The organism is Streptomyces sp. NPDC002676 (assembly GCF_053592455.1).
Map to the genome: position 1 here is coordinate 112,838 of NZ_JBSFVT010000012.1, position 18,067 is coordinate 130,904.

Annotated in this window: 2 protein-coding genes; both read left to right on the forward strand. The window is 74.1% G+C overall.

What is annotated here, in order from left to right; all coding sequences use genetic code 11:
• Positions 1-56 precede the first annotated feature (56 nt).
• Entirely contained in the window at positions 57-1,109 is a 1,053-nt protein-coding gene (locus ACWD3E_RS28790) for an alpha/beta hydrolase (RefSeq protein ID WP_451390482.1), read from the forward strand.
• A 468-nt stretch (positions 1,110-1,577) separates the two neighbouring features.
• Positions 1,578-17,996: a type I polyketide synthase gene (locus ACWD3E_RS28795; RefSeq protein WP_451390483.1), complete on the forward strand. Its 16,419-nt coding sequence runs from the start codon at positions 1,578-1,580 to the stop codon at positions 17,994-17,996.
• Positions 17,997-18,067: the final 71 nt, after the last annotated feature.

An 18,067-nucleotide genomic window follows, 5' to 3' on the forward strand; every position in this document is an offset into this window, starting at 1 on the left:
GCCACCGTTGCATAATCCGTGCCGGGACACCGCCCCCGATGCCCGCGGAGGACACGATGACGATTCCGGTGCAGGTCCGGCTCCAGGCAGCAGCCGTACGGGCAGCCTTTGCGCTGCCCCACCCGCTGCGGCGGCTGATCGCGGGCGCGCCAGTGCGGCGGGACGGTCAACAGCTCGCCCTCGATGCGCAGTTGCTGCTGCGCCTGCAGCAGCTCTCCGGCCATCAGCTGGTCAGCCCCAACGGGGTCGGCCCCTCCCGGACGGAGCTGGACCTGGGCCGGCATCTGGTGAGCGGCCGGCCGTTCGAGCCGGTGGCCACGCGGGAGATTTCCATCCCTGTCGAGCACGGCGAGTTGGCGGCGACCCTGTACACGCCGGCCGGACTGGACGGGTCGTCCGGGCTGCTGGTCTTCTTCCACGGTGGAGGCTGGGTGATCGGCAGCCGGACGAGTCACGACAACACCGTGCGCTTCCTCGCCCAGCGGGCGGGCGTGCGAGCGCTGTCCGTGGAGTACCGGATGGCTCCCGAGCACATCTTCCCCGCGGCCGTCGACGACGCACTGGCGGCCTTCGACTTCGCCCACGCCAAGGCCGCGGACCTCGGCGCCGACCCGGCGCGGATCGCTGTCGGCGGGGACAGTGCGGGCGGCAACCTGGCCGCCGTCACCGCCCAGTCGGCAACCCGGCGCGGCGGACCGGCGCCCGCCTTCCAGCTGCTGTTCTACCCCGCGACCGACGCCTCGCGGCATCGGCGCTCCCGGGAACTGTTCGCCGACGGGTTCTTCCTCACCAGCGCCCACATGGACTGGTTCGCCGACCACTACGCGCCCGAGGGCGTGGACCGCACGGATCCCCGGCTCTCCCCGCTGCTCGCCACTGACCTCACCGGCCTGCCGCCCGCCTACATCGCCACCGCGGGCTTCGACCCGCTCCGCGACGAGGGCGAGGCATACGCCCAAGCCCTGTCCGAGGCGGGGGTGAAGGTCGCGCTCAGCCGCCAGCCGGACCTCTTGCACGGATACATCAACTTCCTGGGCCTCGGCCACCGCTTCCGCGAGGCCACGTCCGAGGCCGCGGGCGCACTGAGACTGGCCTTGAGCCCTCGGTGATACCGGTCCCCTGGGCAACTCCCCGGCGAGTTGGCCACGCCCCGGCTGTGAATCCCCGGTGAATCGGGGCTAGTTAAGGAATCCGTAAGGGCAACTCGACGTATTCAATGTGTCACTCTTCGTGGGTTCGGTGCGGGATGGCCTCGCTTGACAGTGCGATGAGGCTCGGTATTAGCTAGGTAGCGAGTTGATCACGGGGTGCGGGTTTGAGCGCGCCGTGCAACACGGGGGATGAAAGTGACGTGCGCGGCGGCGGGCTGTGTTTTGTTTACCGCGCCGGTCTTTATGGCGCATTTGCGATCGTTTCCCCTTGTGCACTGCCGACCCTTCACCCGGTTGTAAAACCGTTGAGATATCAATCGACTACGGGGGGACAGGGTAGGCATGGTGGAATCGCGTTCTTGGGGACGGATGAACGACGATTCGCCAGCGGTCCCCTGGGTTGTTTCCGCGCCGGCAGAAGAGGCCTTGCGCGCGAGGGCACGACAACTGCAGGAGCACCTTGACGCCCGGCCCGAGTGGGCCGTCGCCGACATCGGACACGCGCTCCTCGCGGCCGCGGACGGCACCACCGGCCGGCACCGGGCCGTGCTCATCGGCGCCGGTCGCGACGAACAGCACCTCGGGCTACAGGCGTTGGCGGACGGCACCGCCGCGCCCAACCTCGTCACCGGAACAGCCCACGACGGCACGGCGCCGGTGTTCGTGTTCCCCGGACAAGGCGCCCAGTGGCCCGAGATGGCCCGCGAACTCCTGCACTCCTCACCCGTCTTCCGGGACTGCCTGGAGGAGTGCGCCGAGGCGCTGCAGCCGTACGTCGACTGGTCCCTGGAAGACGTTCTGACGTCTGATCAGGACCACGCCGTCTGGGCGCGGCCGGACGTCACCCAGCCCGCGCTCGTCGCCGTGATGATCTCCCTCGCCGCCCTGTGGCGTTCCGCCGGGGTCGAACCCGGCGCGGTCGTCGGCCACAGCATGGGCGAGTTCGCCGCCGCCCACGTCGCCGGCGCCCTCTCGCTCTCCGACGCCCTGCGCGCGGTCGCCGCCTTCAGCCGGGCCCAGATGTCCCTGGTCGGCCACGGCGAGATGCTCTCCGTGCTGCTCCCCGCCGAGCGGCTGCGCCCGCGTCTGGAGCCGTGGGGCGCCCGCCTCGCGATCGCCGGCATCAACAGTCCCGCGTGGACCGTCGTATCGGGTGACACCGAGGCCGTCACCGCCCTGCGCGCCGAACTCGTCGCCGACGGCGTGCGCGCCCTGCTCATCTCGGTCGGCTACGCCGCCCACTCCCCGCAGATCGAGTCGGTACGCGACCGGCTCCTGCACGACCTGGCCCCCATCACCGGCGGCCCCTCGGCCATCCCCTTCTACTCGGGCCTCACCGGCGGCCGGTACGACACCACCCGGCTCCGCGCCGAGTACTGGTACCAGATGGTGCGCGGCAGCGTCCTGTTCGAATCCGCCGTCCGAGCCGCGCTCACCCAGCAGCCCGCGGCCTTCATCGAGATCAGCCCGCACCCCGTGCTGACCCTCGGCGTCCAGCAGGTCCTGGACGACGCCGGCAGCGAGGCGGCCGTCGTCGGTACCCTGAGGCGCGACGAGGGTGGCCGGGCACGGTTCCTGACCAGCATGGCCGAACTCCACGTGCAGGGCGGGTCGGTGGACTGGTCCGAAGGCCTTGCCGACAGCGACCCGCGCCACGTCGAGCTCCCCGCAGCAGATTTCGGCGCACTCACGGAGCCGGACCGGCCGGCCGCCGCCTCCCGCTTCGCCGCGCTGCCCGACACCGAACTGCCGCGCGCCCTCACGATGTTGGTGCGCACCGAACTCGCCGCGGTCCTGGACGACCAGGCCGCAGTTGCGGCCGACTCCGGCCGCGCCTTCCGTGACCTCGGCATCGACTCCTCGGGCGCCGTCGCGCTGCGCAACCGGCTCGTCGCGGCCCTCGGCGTACGGCTGCCCGCCGCGGTGGTCTTCGACCACCCCACCCTGGAGTCCCTGGTCGAGCGGCTGCACACCGCCGTACGCGGCACCGAGAAGGAGCCCGTGGCGGAGCCGGTGATGCCGGACACCGCCGCCGACGACGAACCGATCGCCATCGTCGGCATGGCGTGCCACTTCCCCGGCGGCGTGCACAGCCCCGAACAGCTGTGGGAGCTGCTGCTCGCAGGTGGCGACGCGATCACCGGCTTCCCCACCAACCGTGGCTGGGACCTGGACAAGCTCTACCACCCGGACCCCGCCCACCCCGGCACGTCGTACACCCGCGAAGGCGGATTCCTTCACGACGCCGACGAGTTCGACGCCGCCTTCTTCGGTATCCCGCCCCGCGAGGCGCTGGCCATGGACCCGCAGCAGCGGCTGCTGCTGGAGACCTCCTGGCGGGCCTTCGAGGCGGCCGGCATCGACCCGGGCCCGCTCAAGGGCAGCCGCACCGGCGTGTTCGTCGGCGCCATGACCCAGGACTACGGCCCGCGCATGCACCAGGCGCCGGACGGCGTCGAGGGCTTCCTGCTCACCGGCACCACCGCCAGCGTCGCCTCCGGCCGTATCGCCTACACGTACGGCTTCGAAGGCCCCGCCGTCACCGTCGACACCGCCTGCTCCTCCTCGCTGGTCGCCCTGCACCTGGCCGGACAGGCGCTGCGGCAGGGCGACTGCACCCTCGCCGTCGCCGGCGGCGTCACGGTCATGCCCAACCCCGGCATGTTCGCCGAGTTCAGCCGCCAGCGCGGACTGGCCCCGGACGGCCGCTGCAAGCCGTTCGCCGAAGCCGCCGACGGCACCAGCTGGGCCGAGGGCGTCGGACTGCTCATCGTGGAACGGCTCTCCGACGCCCGCCGCAACGGCCACCAGGTGCTCGCCGTGATCCGCGGCACCGCCATCAACCAGGACGGTGCCAGCAACGGCCTGTCCGCCCCGAACGGCCCCTCCCAGCAGCGCGTCATCCGCCAGGCCCTGGCCAACGCCCGGCTGACCGCCGCGGACGTCGACGCCGTCGAGGCCCACGGCACCGGCACCCGGCTCGGCGACCCCATCGAGGCCGAGGCGCTGCTCGCCACCTACGGGCGCGGTCACACCGCCGAACAACCGCTGCTGCTCGGCTCCTTGAAGTCCAACATCGGACACACCCAGGCCGCCGCCGGAGCCGCCGGCGTCATCAAGATGGTGCTCGCGCTGCGCCACGGGAAGCTGCCCGGCACCCTCCACATGGACCGGCCGACCAGCCATGTCGACTGGTCCGCGGGACACATCGAGCTGCCGACCGGAACCGTCGACTGGCCCGAGCGCGGATCCGTCCGGCGCGGCGCCGTCTCCGCCTTCGGCATCAGCGGCACCAACGCACACGTGATCATCGAGTCGGAGCCGGCACCGGCTGACTCCGATGCCCACATCGATGCCGATGCCGATGCCGATGCCGGTACTGATGCCGACGCCGCCGACGGCCACACCCCGCTGCCCTGGCCCCTGTCCGCGCGCTCCGAAGCCGCGCTGCGCGAGCAGGCGGCCCGGCTGCGGGCGCACCTCGAAGCCCGCCCCGGGCTGCACACCGCCGACGTGGGCCACACCCTGGCCACCGGGCGGGCGCTGCTGCCGCACCGCGCGGCGGTGGTGGCCAAAGACCGCGACGCGGCCCTGACTGCGCTGAACGCGCTGGCCGAGGGCCGGGACGCCCCCGGACTGGTCCGCGGCACGGCCGCCGTCGGCGCGGACCGCGAGGCCGTGTTCGTCTTCCCCGGCCAGGGCTCCCAGTGGCCGGGCATGGCCGCCGAACTCCTCGATGCCTCACCGGTGTTCGCGCAGCGCGTCCAGGAGTGCGCCGACGCCCTCGCCCCCTACGTCGACTGGTCCCTGACCGACGTCCTGCGCGGCGCCCCCGGCGCGCCCGCGCTGGACCGCGACGACATCGTCCAGCCCGCGCTGTTCGCGGTCATGGTGGCCCTGGCCGAGGTCTGGCGCTCCTACGGCGTGCGGCCCGCGGCCGTCGTCGGGCACTCCCAGGGCGAGATCGCCGCCGCCTGCGTGGCCGGCGCCCTCTCCCTGCCCGACGCCGCCCGGATCGCGGCGCTGCGCAGCCAGCTGCTGCTCGGCCTCGCCGGCACCGGCGGCATGGTGTCCCTCGCACTGCCCGAGGCGCAGGCTCTTGAGCTGATCGCCGCCTGGTCCGGCCGGCTCACCGTCGCGGCCGTCAACGGGCCGTCCTCCACCGTCGTCGCCGGCGACCCGGCAGCCCTCGACGAACTCCTCGCCCAGTGCGCCGAGCGCGAGCTGCGCGCCCGCCGTGTGCCGATCGACTACCCTTCGCACACCGTTGGGGTCGAGTCCATCCGTGAACGGATGCTGGCCGAGCTGGCCTCGGTCACCCCGCGCGCCTGCGAGGTGCCGTTCTACTCGACGGTGACCGGTGCCCCCGTCGACACCGCCGAACTCGACGCCGAGTACTGGTACCAGAACCTGCGCCAGCCGGTGCAGTTCGAGCGCACCACGCGTGCCCTGCTCGCCGACGGCCACCGCGTCTTCGTCGAGGCCAGCCCGCATCCGGTGCTCAGCGTCGGGATCGAGGAGACCTTCGCCGCGGCCGGGGCCGACGACGCCCGCGTCGTCGGCACGCTGCGCCGCGCCGACGGCGGCCCCGCCCGGCTGCTGACCTCGCTGGCCGAGGCGCAGGTCGTGGGAGTGCCGGTGCGCTGGGCGCAGGCGTTCACCGGCCGGGACGTGCAGCGCGTGCCGCTGCCCGGCCACCCCTTCCACCGCGAGCGGTTCTGGCTGCTGCCCGGCACCGCGGACCGCAACGTCGCCGCGGCGGGTCTGCTGGACGGCGACCACCCGCTGCTGATGGCCGCTGCCGAACTCCCCGACTCCGACGGGCTGCTCTTCACCGGCCGACTGTCCCTGGACACCCACCCCTGGCTCGCCGACCATCAGGTCCTCGGCCAGGTCCTGCTGCCCGGCACCGCCTTCGTCGACATGGCCCTGCACGCCGCGAATGCCGCCGACTGCGACCACGTCGCCGAACTCACCGTCGAGGCCCCGCTCTTGCTCCCCGAGCGCGGCGGTGTACGCCTGCGGGTCGCCGTCGGCGCCCCTGACGCCACCGGGCACCGGCCGGTCAGCGTGCACTCCCGCGCGGAGCAGGAGGACGCCGACGCCCCCTGGATCCAGCACGCCACGGGCCTGCTGGGCGGCGCGCCCGGCGAACTCCTCGCACTGCCTGCCCTGTGGCCGCCGCAGGACGCGACCGCCGTCCCGCTGGACGGGTTCTACGCCGCACTCGCCGATCTCGGATACGCCTACGGCCCCGAGTTCCGCGGGCTGCGCGGAGCCTGGCGCCGGGACACCGGCACCACGGGGCGCACCGAGGTGTACGCCGAAGTCGTCCTGGAGGGCGCGGAGCGCGCCGAGGCCGGCCGCTTCGGCATCCACCCCGCCCTGCTGGACGCCGCCCTGCACGCCGCCCTGCTCGACAGCGTCGGCGCCCCCGCCGACACGCACGGCACAGCCCCACGGCTGCCCTTCGCGTTCAGCGGCGTCACCCTGCACTCCACCGGCGCCGACACCCTGCGCATCCGTATCGCGTCCGACGACCACGCCGACGGCACCGCGCTGACCCTCACCGCGACCGACTCGCTGGGCCGACCGGTGGCCGCGATCGACTCGCTGGTGATGCGCCCGGTCTCGGCGGACCGGCTGCGCTCCGCCGCCACCCGCTCGCTCTACCAGGTGGAGTGGGCGCCGCCGCAGACCGCCGCCGCTCGCCCGGCGCCCGCCTCCTGGGCCGTCCTCGGCCCCGTCGCCGACGACCTGGGCGCCGTCCTCGCCGACGCCGGTGCCACCGTGGAGAGCCACCCCGACCTCGATGCGCTGCGGCAGGCCCTCGACTCCGGCGCCCCGGCCCCGGACGTGCTGTTGACCCTGCGCACCGCCGACGGGCGCCCGGACACCGACGCCGGACCCGCCACCGCGGCCCGCGCCGCCACCACCGGCCTGCTGGCACTCGTCCAGGAGCTGCTGGCCGACACCCGGCTCGCCGCGACCACGCTCGTGGTCGCCACCCGCGGCGCGATCGGCACCCGCGCCGAGGAGCCCGTCACCGACCTGACGCACGCGCCGCTGTGGGGCCTGATCCGCTCGGCGCAGAGCGAACACCCCGGCCGGTTCGTCCTCGTCGACCTCGACACGGATGCCCGGTCGACGGCGGCGCTGCCCACCGCGGTCGCCTCCCGTGAGCCCCAACTCGCCCTGCGCGGCGGCACGCTCATCACCCCGCGGCTCACCGCCGCCCCGCCGGCCGCCACCGACCCCGGCACCCCGCTCCTCGACCCGGACGGCACGGTGCTCGTCACCGGCGCCACCGGCACCCTCGGCCGACTGGTCGCCCGCCACCTCGTCACCGAGCACGGCGCCCGGCAGCTGCTGCTCACCGGCCGCCGCGGCCTCGACGCGCCCGGCATGCCCGAGTTCCGCGACGAGCTGCGCACCCTCGGCGCCGAAGTCACCGTCGCCGCCTGCGACATCGCCGACCGCGACGCCCTGGCCGCGCTGCTCGCCCGGATCCCGTCCGCCCACCCGCTGACCGCGGTCGTACACACCGCGGGCGTGACCGACGACGGCGTCATCGAGGCCCTGACGCCCGAACGGGTCGACCAGGTGATGCGCCCCAAGACGGACGGCGCGTGGAACCTCCACCAGCTCACCCTGGACGCGAACCTCGCCGCGTTCGTGCTCTTCTCCTCCGTCAACGGCCACCTCGGCGGTCCCGGCCAGGCCAACTACGCCGCCGCCAACACCTTCACCGACGCCCTCGCCCACACCCGCCGCGCCCAGGGCCTGCCCGCCACGGCGCCCGCGTGGGGACTGTGGGAGCAGGCCTCGGGCATGACCGGTGAGCTGGCCGAGACCGACCGGAACCGGATGGCCCGCTCCGGCATCCTGCCCATCCCCACCGAGCAGGGGCTGGCGCTGTTCGACGCGGCCGTACGACACGACACCGCCCTGCTGGTGCCCGCCCGCCTCGACCTCGCCGGGCTCCGCGCCCAGGCCGCCACCCGGCCCGTACCCGCCCTGCTGCGGCACCTCGTACGGCCCGCCGGCCCGGCGCGTCCCGCCGCGTCCGATGCCACCGAGGCACCGGCGTCCCTGGCCGGACGGCTCGCGGCCCTGCCCGAGGCGGAACAGCACCGCACCCTGCTCGCCCTGGTGCGCGAGCACGTGGCCGCCGTCCTCGGCCACGGGTCGGCCGACGCCGTCGGAGCCGAACAGGCCTTCAAGGACCTCGGCTACGACTCGCTGACCGCGATCGAACTCCGCAACCAGCTGAACACCACGGTCGGTCTGCGGCTGCCCCCCACCCTCGTCTTCGATCACCCCACCCCGCTCGCCGTCGCCCGCTACCTGCACGGTGAACTGCTCCGCGACCACAGGCCGACGGCCGTACCGCAACAGGCCACGGTGGCGGACCCGGACGAACCGATCGCCATCGTGGGCATGGCCTGCCGCTACCCGGGAGGCGTCAACTCTCCCGAAGAACTGTGGCGGTTGGTCGTCTCCGAGCTGGAGGGCATCGGCGAGTTCCCCGCCGACCGCGGCTGGGACCTGGACAGCCTGTACCACCCGGACCCCGACCACCAGGGCACCAGCTACACCCGCTCCGGCGGATTCCTGTACGACGCCGGGCACTTCGACGCCGGACTGTTCGGCATCAGCCCGCGCGAGGCGCTGGCCATGGACCCGCAGCAGCGGCTGCTGCTGGAGACCTCCTGGGAGGTCTTCGAGCGGGCGGGCCTTGACCCCACCGCCCTCAAGGGCAGCCGGACCGGCGTCTTCGCCGGACTCATGTACCACGACTACGCCACCCACTCCGCCGGACTCTCCGGCGAGGCCGAGGGCTACACCGTCACCGGCACCGCGGGCAGCGTGCTCTCCGGCCGCGTCGCCTACACCTTCGGGCTCGAAGGCCCGGCGGTCACCGTCGACACGGCCTGCTCCTCCTCGCTGGTCGCCCTGCACCTGGCCGCCCAGGCGCTGCGCCAGGGCGAGTGCGAACTGGCCCTGGCCGGCGGTGTCACCGTGATGGCCACGCCCTCCACCTTCGTGGAGTTCTCCCGGCAGCGCGGCCTCGCCCCCGACGGACGCTGCAAGTCCTTCGCCAAGGACGCGGACGGCACCGGCTGGTCCGAGGGCGTCGGTGTCCTCCTCGTGGAGCGGCTGTCGGACGCCCGCCGCAACGGCCACCAGGTGCTCGCGGTGCTCCGCGGCTCGGCCGTCAACCAGGACGGCGCGTCGAACGGCCTCACGGCACCCAACGGCCCCTCGCAGCAGCGGGTCATCCGCCAGGCCCTGGCCGGCGCGGGCCTGTCCACCACCGACGTCGACGTGGTGGAGGCGCACGGCACGGGGACCCGGCTGGGCGACCCCATCGAGGTCCAGGCGCTGCTCGCCACCTACGGCCAGGACCGGTCCGAGGACCGGCCGCTGTGGCTGGGCTCCATCAAGTCGAACATCGGGCACACGCAGGCCGCCGCCGGTGTCGCCGGTGTGATCAAGATGGTCATGGCCATGCGGCACGGCGTACTGCCGCGCACGCTCCACGTCGACGAGCCCACCCCCCAGGTCGACTGGACGATGGGCGCGGTGGAACTGCTCACCGAGCCCCGGCAGTGGCCGGCCCTCGACCGGCCGCGCCGCGCCGCCGTCTCCTCCTTCGGCATCGGCGGCACCAACGCCCACGCCGTCCTCGAACAGGCGCCGCCCGCCGACGAACCCGCCACCGCCCCGGCTCGCATCACCACGCCGGTCGTGCCGTGGCTGCTGTCGGCGGCCACCGAGCCCGGCCTCGCGGACCAGGCCAGGCGCCTGCTCACCCGCACCCGGGCCGAGGACGCCCCCGAACCGGGCGACATCGCCCTCACCCTGTCCACGGCCCGCGCGGCGCTGGACCACCGCGCCGCCGTCGTCGCCGACGACCGGGACGCGTTCTTGACCGCGCTGACCGCCCTCGCCGAGGGCCGCGACGCCCCCGGCGTGCTGCGGGGCGTTGCCTCCGAGCCGGGCGGGACGGCGTTCCTGTTCACGGGGCAGGGCGCGCAGCGTGCCGGGATGGGGCGCGAACTGTATGCCGCATTCCCGGTGTTCGCCGAAGCCTTCGACGCGGTGTGCTCGCACTTCGAGCTTGACCGGCCGCTGAAGGACGTCGTTTTCGAGGACGCGGCGGCCCTGGACCAGACGGTCTACACGCAGGCGGCTCTCTTCGCCCTTGAAGTAGCGTTGTTCCGCCTGCTGGAGTCGTGGGGTGTCACGCCGCATGTCCTGCTGGGGCATTCGATCGGTGAGCTGGCCGCCGCACATGTGGCGGGGGTCTGGTCGCTGGAGGACGCCTGCGCTCTGGTCGCCGCGCGTGGTCGGCTGATGCAGGCGCTGCCCGAGGGCGGCGCGATGGTGGCCGTCCAGGCGACCGAGGCCGAGGTTACCGAGGCACTGTCCGCTGTGGACTCGGTCTCGATCGCTGCCCTCAACGGGCCCACCTCCGTGGTGATTTCCGGCGACGAGGACGCGGTGCTGGACATCGCCGCCGGATTCGCGGAGCAGGGTCGCAAGACCAAGCGGCTGACGGTTTCCCACGCTTTCCATTCGCCGCGTATGGAGCCGATGCTGGCGGAATTCCGCAGGGTCGCCGAGGGATTGTCGTATCGGGCGCCGCGTATTCCCGTCGTATCGAATGTGACCGGTGCACCGGCCGGTGCCGAGGAATTGCGCGACCCGGAATACTGGGTGCGGCATGTCCGCGAGGCGGTGCGATTCGCCGACGGTATGCGGACGTTGGCCGAGCAGGGTGTGCGGACCCTGATCGAGCTGGGGCCGGACGCTGTTCTCTCCGCGCTGGGCCAGGACGTCGCCGACGCGGAATTCGTGCCCGCGCTGCGGTCCGGCAACCCCGAGGCGCAGACCCTCACAGCGGCTGTCGCGCAGGCCCATGTCCGGGGAGTCCCCGTCGACTGGGCGGCCTTCTTCGCCGGGCGCGGGGCGCGGCCGGCGGAGCTGCCGACGTACGCCTTCCAGCGGGAGCGCTACTGGCCCGAGTCCACCGTGGCGGCGGACACCACGGACCCGGCGGACGCCGCGTTCTGGGACGCCGTCGAGCGCGCCGACGCCGGAGCGGTCGCCGAGGCGCTGGAGCTGGCCGAGGACGACCGCGCGTCGCTGACCGCGGCGCTGCCGGCGCTGGCCTCGTGGCGCAGGCGGCACCGGACCCGGCACGTCGCCGACTCCTGGCGGTACCGGATCACCTGGCAGACCCTGGCGGACGGACCGGAACCGGTGCTGAACGGCACCTGGCTGGCGGTGCTCCCGCAGGGCCTGGAGGACCAGCCGTGGGCGGCCGGATGCCTGTCCGCGCTGACCGCACGCGGTGCCCGGACGCTGCCGGTCGTGGTCGACACGGCCGCCGCCGAACGCGCGCCCCTCGCCGAGCACATCGCCTCGGCCGTCGCCGAGACGGACGGCCCCATCGCCGGTGTCGTCTCCCTGCTGGCGCTCGCCGACGCACCGCACGCACAGCAGCCGGCCCTCTCCCAGGGTCTCGCCGCGACCCTCGCCCTCGTACAGGCGCTGGGCGATGCGGAGGTGGCGGCGCCGCTGTGGTGCCTGACGACCGGAGCGGTCTCCGTGAGCCCCGCCGACCGCCCCGCCCGTCCCGAGCAGGCCCAGATCTGGGGTCTGGGCCGGGTCGCGGCGCTGGAGCACCCGGACCGCTGGGGCGGCCTGGTGGACCTGCCCGAGACCCCGGACGAGCGGTCCCTGACCCGCCTGACGGCCGCCCTCGCGGGCCTCGCCGCCGAGGATCAACTGGCCGTACGCGCCTCGGGCGTGGCCGTACGACGCCTCACCCGCGCCCCGCGCGAGACGGCCGCCGCCACGCCGTGGCAGCCGCAGGGGACCGTGCTGGTGACCGGCGGTACGGGCGCGCTGGGCGCCGAGGTCGCCCGCTGGCTCGTCCGCAACGGCGCCGAGCACCTGATCCTCACCAGCCGCCGCGGCCTCGACGCTCCCGGCTCCGTCGGACTCCGCGACGAACTGACCGCGCTCGGCGCCGACGTGACGATCGCGGCCTGTGACGCGGCCGACCGGACGGCCCTCGCCGCCCTGCTCTCCTCCGTGCCCGCCGAACAGCCGCTGACGGCCGTGATCCACGCGGCCGGAGTGCTGGACGACGGCGTGCTGGACGGGCAGACGCCCGAGCGGTTCGCAGGCGTGCTACGGCCCAAGGCCGACGCGGCCCGCAACCTGCACGAGCTGACGGCGGACCACGACCTGACGGCGTTCGTGCTGTTCTCGTCCGTCGCCGGCACGCTGGGCAACGCGGGACAGGCCAACTATGCGGCTGCCAACGCCTACTTGGATGCGCTCGCCGAGCAGCGCCGGGCCGACGGACTGCCTGCCACGACGATCGCCTGGGGCCCCTGGGCGGGGGCCGGCATGGCCGCCGCCGAGGACGCGGACGGCGACCGCCTGCGCCGCATCGGGCTCGCGCCCATGGACCGGGACACCGCCGTCGAGGCGCTGCGCCGGACCGTCGAGGGCGGTACGGCGGTGACCGCCGTCGCCGACATCGACTGGGCCCGGTTCGCCGAGGTGTTCGCCGCACAGCGCCCGAGCGCCCTGCTCAGCGACCTCCCCGAGGCCCGTGAGCACCTGACCGGCAGCGGCGGGTCGGACCTGGACCAGTCCGCCGAGTGGCGGCTGCGGATCGCCGCGCTGCCCGAGGAGGAGCGCGAACCCGCCCTCCTGGAACTGGTCCGGGAGCAGGTCGCCCTCGTCCTCGGACACGCCTCGTCGGCGGCCGTCCCGGCCGACAAGGCGTTCAAGGACACCGGCTTCGACTCGCTGGCCGCCGTCCAGCTGCGCAACCGGCTCGGCCAGGTCACCGGGCTGCGACTGCCCGCCACCCTGGTCTTCGACCACCCCACCCCGACCGCCCTGGCGCGCTTCCTGAATGCCGAGTCGGCCGGTACCGCGGACGCCGCGTACCTGCCGCAGGCCGCCGTTGCGGGCGCCGAGGCGGAACCGATCGCGATCGTGGCCATGGCCTGCCGTTTCCCCGGCGGGGTGGCCTCCCCGGAAGCGCTGTGGCAGCTGGTCACGGACGGCTCCGACGCGATCTCCGGCTTCCCCACGGACCGCGGCTGGGACCTGGGCAGCCTGTACCACCCGGACCCCGACCACCAGGGCACCTCCTACGCCCGCGCCGGCGGATTCCTGCACGACGTGGCCGACTTCGACGCCGGGTTCTTCGGCATCAGCCCGCGTGAGGCGCTGGCCATGGACCCGCAGCAGCGGCTCCTGCTGGAGACCTCCTGGGAGGTGCTCGAGCGCGCGGGCATCGACCCGACCTCGCTCAAGGGCAGCCAGACCGGCGTCTTCGCCGGCATCAGCAACCAGGACTACAGCGCCCTGTCCAACGCCTCGGCGGACGCGGCCGAGGGCTACATCGGCATCGGCAGCGCGGGCAGCGTCCTCTCCGGCCGCGTCGCCTACACCTTCGGCTTCGAAGGCCCCGCTGTCACGGTCGACACGGCCTGCTCCTCCTCGCTGGTCGCCCTGCACCTGGCGGCCCAGGCCCTGCGCCAGGGCGAGTGCTCCATGGCGCTGGCCGGCGGTGTGACCGTCCTGTCCACGCCCGGGCTGTTCATCGAGTTCTCCCGCCAGCGCGGACTCTCCGCGGACGGCCGCTGCAAGGCCTTCGCGGCCGGGGCCGACGGCACCGGCTGGGGCGAGGGCGCGGGCATGCTGCTCCTGGAGCGGCTGTCCGACGCCGAGCGCAACGGGCACCGGGTGCTGGCCGTCGTCAAGGGCAGTGCCGTCAACCAGGACGGTGCGTCCAACGGGCTTACGGCGCCGAACGGTCCCTCGCAGCAGCGGGTGATCCGGCAGGCGCTGGCGAACGCGCGGCTCACGACCGCCGATGTCGACGCCGTGGAGGCGCACGGTACCGGTACCACCCTCGGCGACCCGATCGAGGCGCAGGCCCTGCTGGCCACCTATGGCCAGGAGCGGTCGCAGGACCGGCCGTTGTGGCTGGGTTCGGTGAAGTCGAACATCGGGCACACGCAGGCTGCCGCCGGTGTGGCCGGTGTGATCAAGATGGTGCTGGCGATGCGCAACGGTGAACTGCCGCGCACGCTGCACGTCGACGAGCCGTCCCCGCACGTCGACTGGTCCTCCGGTGCCGTGTCGCTGCTGACCGAGAACACGCCGTGGCCCCAGGCCGAACGGCCCCGCCGCGCCGGCATCTCCTCCTTCGGCGTCAGCGGCACCAACGCGCACGTCATCGTCGAGCAGGCGCCCGAGCCCGTACCGGCCGCAGCCGACGACGACCACCCGGAGCAGGCCCCGCAGGCCCGGCCGACCGCGTGGCTGCTGTCCGCCGCCGACGACGCCGCACTGCGCGAGCAGGCCGCCCGCCTGCTGGACCTCACGAGCACCGAACCGGCTCCCGCGGCCACGGACGTGGCGCACGCCCTGTTCTCCGGCCGGGCCGCCCTGGAACACCGGGCGGCGGTGGTGGCCGAGCGGCACGAGGACTTCCTCGCCGGACTGCGTACCCTCGCCGAGGGCGGCACCGCCCCGAACCTGGTCCGGGGAGCCTCCGGGCCGGGCGGCAAGGTCGTCTTCGTCTTCCCCGGCCAGGGCGCCCAGTGGGCCGGTATGGCCCGCGAGCTGAGGGCCGCTTCGGAGGTGTTCCGCGAACAGTTGCTGGCCTGCGAGGAGGCGCTGGCACCGTTCGTCGACTGGTCCCTGATGGACGTCCTCGGCGAAGCGGAGGGCGCGCCCTCCCTGGACCGGGTCGACGTCGTGCAGCCGGTGCTGTTCGCGGTGATGGTGTCCCTTGCCGCGCTGTGGCGCTCCTGCGGAGTGCACCCCGACGCGGTGCTCGGCCACTCCCAGGGTGAGATCGCCGCCGCCCACGTGGCCGGGGCGCTGACCCTGGAGGACGCAGCGCGCGTCGTCGCGCTGCGCAGCCGCGCCCTGGTGAAGCTGGCCGGGCGGGGCGGCATGATGTCCGTGGCGCTGCCGGAGGCGGAACTCGGCCCGTGGCTGGCTCCGTGGGGCGACCGGCTCGCCGTCGCCGCGCTCAACGGGCCCGGCTCGATCGTGCTCGCCGGTGACCCCGAGGCCCTGGACGGGCTGCACGCCGAGCTGACCGCCGTCGACATCCGGGCCCGCCGCATCCCGGTCGACTACGCCTCGCACAGCCCCCAGGTCGAGGCGATCCACGCCGAACTGCTGGAGCTGCTGGCCCCGGTCGCACCGGTCGCGTCCCGGGTGCCGTTCCACTCCACGGTGACCGGCGAGCGCATCGACACCGCCGGCCTGGACGCGGCGTACTGGTACACCAACCTGCGGCAGACCGTGCAGTTCGCCCCCACCGCCCGTGGGCTGCTCGACTCCGGGCACCGCGTGTTCATCGAGATGAGCCCGCACCCGGTGCTGGGCATGGCCCTCCAGGAAACCCTCGACGAGGGCGACGAGCCGGTGACGGACGGCACCGTGGTGGGCTCGCTCCGCCGCGACCAGGGCGGCCTGGACCGCTTCCTCACCTCGCTCGCCGAGGCCTACGTCCGCGGCACCGCGGTCGACTGGCCGGCTGTGCTCGGCGGACCCGCCCGGCAGCGGGTGGACCTGCCGACGTATGCCTTCCAGCGGGAACGCTTCTGGCCCACGCCCGCCGCCCCCGCGACGGCGACCGCGGCCGACCCGACCGAGGCCCGCTTCTGGGAGGCCGTCGAACAGCAGGACCTGGCGGCCCTCGCCGACGCGCTGCGCGTCGGGGAGAATGACGACCGCTCCGCGCTGGGCGCCGTACTGCCCGTCCTGTCGTCCTGGCGACGGCAGAGCCAGGAGCGCACCACCGTCGACGGCTGGCGCTACCGGGTCGACTGGGAGCGCCTGCCCGAACCGTCCCCGCACCCGCTGACCGGCACCTGGCTGCTGCTCGTACCGCCGGCCGCGCAGGCGCGGCGCGCCGCGGACGCCCTCGCCGACCTGGCGCCCCGCACGATCCGGGTGACCGTCACCGACGGGGACGGCGACCGCGCGGCCCTCGCCGCACGGCTGCGGGACGCACTGCCCGAGGACGGCGCGGTCGACGGCGTGCTGTCGCTGCTCGCCCTCGACGAGACCAGCCACCCGCACCACCCCGAGCTGCCGCTCGGTCAGGTTCTCACCGTGTCCCTCATCCAGGCACTCGGCGACCTGGGCATCGGCGCACCGCTGTGGTGCGCCACCCGCGGCGCCGTCCAGGCGGACCCGTCCGACCCGGTGCCCGCCCCGCTCCAGGCGCTGACCTGGGGCCTGGGCCGGGTCATGGGCCTGGAGCACCCCAAGCGCTGGGGCGGCCTGGTGGACCTGCCCGACACGCTCGACGAGCGGGTACGCACCCGGCTGCGCGGCCTCCTGGCCGACCCGGGCGACGAGGACCAGCTGGCGCTCCGCGCCTCCGGCGTCCACGCCTGCCGGCTCGTCCCCGACACCGGCACCGCCGGCGGCAGGCCCTGGCAGCCCTCCGGGACCGTGCTCGTCACCGGCGGCACCGGCGCCCTCGGCAGCCAGGTCGCCCGCTGGCTGGCCCGCACCGGCGCCGACCACGTCGTCCTGGTCAGCCGCGCCGGGCGCGCCGCCCCGGATGCCGAGGCACTGGAGACCGAACTGACCGAACTGGGCTGCCGGGTGACCCTGGCCGCCTGCGACGTCACGGACCGCACGGACCTGGCCGCTCTGCTCGCGGACATCGAACGCGAGCACCCGCTGACGGCCGTGTTCCACACCGCCGGCGTCAACCGCCTGTCCTTCCTCGAGGAACTGGAGCAGGCCGAGCTGGCCCAGGTGGTCGGCGCGAAGGTCCGTGGCGCGGCCCTTCTCGACGAACTCCTCCACGACCGCGCCCTCGACGCGTTCGTGCTGTTCTCCTCCATCGCCGGAGTCTGGGGCAGCGCCGAACACGCCGCGTACTCGGCGGCCAACGCCTATCTCGACGCGCTGGCCTGCCACCGCCGGGCGCGCGGCCTCGCGGCCACCTCGGTGGCCTGGGGGCCGTGGGCCGAGCGCGGCATGGTCGCCGACCACGTCGCCGAAGGCACCCTCGACCGGCGCGGACTCCCGCTGCTGCCGCCCAAGTTGGCGATCGAGGCACTGCAGGCGCTCCTGGACCGGGACGAGACCTACCCGGTGGTCGCCGACGTCGACTGGGAGCGCTTCGGCGCCGCCTTCACCGCGGCCCGCCCCAGCCCGCTGCTCAGCGGCGTCCCCGAGGTGCGCGCCCTGTTCGCCTCCGAGGCCGCACCCGACGGCGACGAGGACGCCGGCAGCCCGCTCAGGCAGCGCCTGGCCGGACTCACCGCCGCCCAGCGCAAGCGGGCCCTGGTGGACCTGGTCCGCGAACTGGTCGCCACCGTGCTGGGCCGCGGCGACGCCCAAGCCGTCGATGTGAACCGGCCGTTCAAGGACGTCGGCTTCGACTCGCTGACCGCGGTGGAACTCCGTAACCGGCTGGGCGAGGCCACCGGCCTGCGGCTGCCCGTCACCGCCGTCTTCGACCATCCGACCCCGACGGTGCTCGCGGAGTTCCTGCGCGAGCAACTCCTCGGCAAGGAACCGGAATCCGACGCTCCCGAGGTGCCGGCGGACGAGGCGGAGACCCGACGGGTCCTCACCTCCATCCCGCTCGCCCGCCTCCAGGAGGCCGGCCTGCTGGACGCCCTGCTGAAGCTGGCGGAGGGCACCGGAAGCCCCGAGGAGACAGCGCCGGAGGCGGCGGCCGAGGACACGGCCGGCGCGATCGATCTGATGGACGTCGAGGGGCTCATCCAGATGGCGCTCGACAACCCCGACTCTTGATGACGCTCGAAGTTTGAGGCAAGGAAATGACTGCATCCACCGACAAGGTCGTTGAAGCGCTGCGAGCGTCC

Excerpts from the sequence above, each read along its gene's own strand:
- ACWD3E_RS28790 (WP_451390482.1), top strand. The coding sequence starts at position 57 with ATGACGATTCCGGTGCAGGTCCGGCTCCAGGCAGCAGCCGTACGGGCA.